We start from the raw sequence: 433 nt of genomic DNA, 5'->3' as shown, positions 1-433 counted from the left end.
GACGATCCCGGCTCCCTTCGAGCGGAGCCATCCCATGACCGTCCTTGCCGTTCCCGCCGCTGCCGGCGGCTCGCTGCGTCAGCGCCTGATCGACGACATGACCCTGCGCCGGTTCTCCCGGGCGACGCAGCGCAACTACATCCGCGACGTCGGGCGGCTGGCCGCCTTCCTGCGGCGATCGCCCGATACCGCGACCGGTGACGACCTGCGCCGCTTCCAGATCGCCCAGCAGGAACTCGGCCTCGGCGTGCCGACGATGAACGCCATCGTCTCCGCCCTACGCTTCTTCTTCGTCCATACGGTCAACCGCCCCGATCTCGCCCGCAGGCTGGTCCGCCTCAACCATCCCCGCACCCTGCCCGACGTGCTGAGCGCCGACGAGGTCGGGCGTCTGCTCGATACCACGGTCTGCCTGAAGCATCTCGCCGCCCTG

At 69.7% G+C, this 433-nt stretch carries 1 protein-coding gene; it reads left to right on the top strand.

Translation table 11 applies throughout. From position 1 onward, the window contains the following. Positions 1-34: 34 nt before the first annotated feature. On the top strand, positions 35-433 hold a 399-nt coding region (locus tag ACLBYB_RS32780), incomplete at its 3' end, for a phage integrase N-terminal SAM-like domain-containing protein (protein ID WP_447701377.1).

Source organism: Methylobacterium sp. D54C (assembly GCF_053345595.1).
Note: the sequence above shows the minus strand (reverse complement) of the source record. Positions and strands in the feature narration are given on the sequence as shown.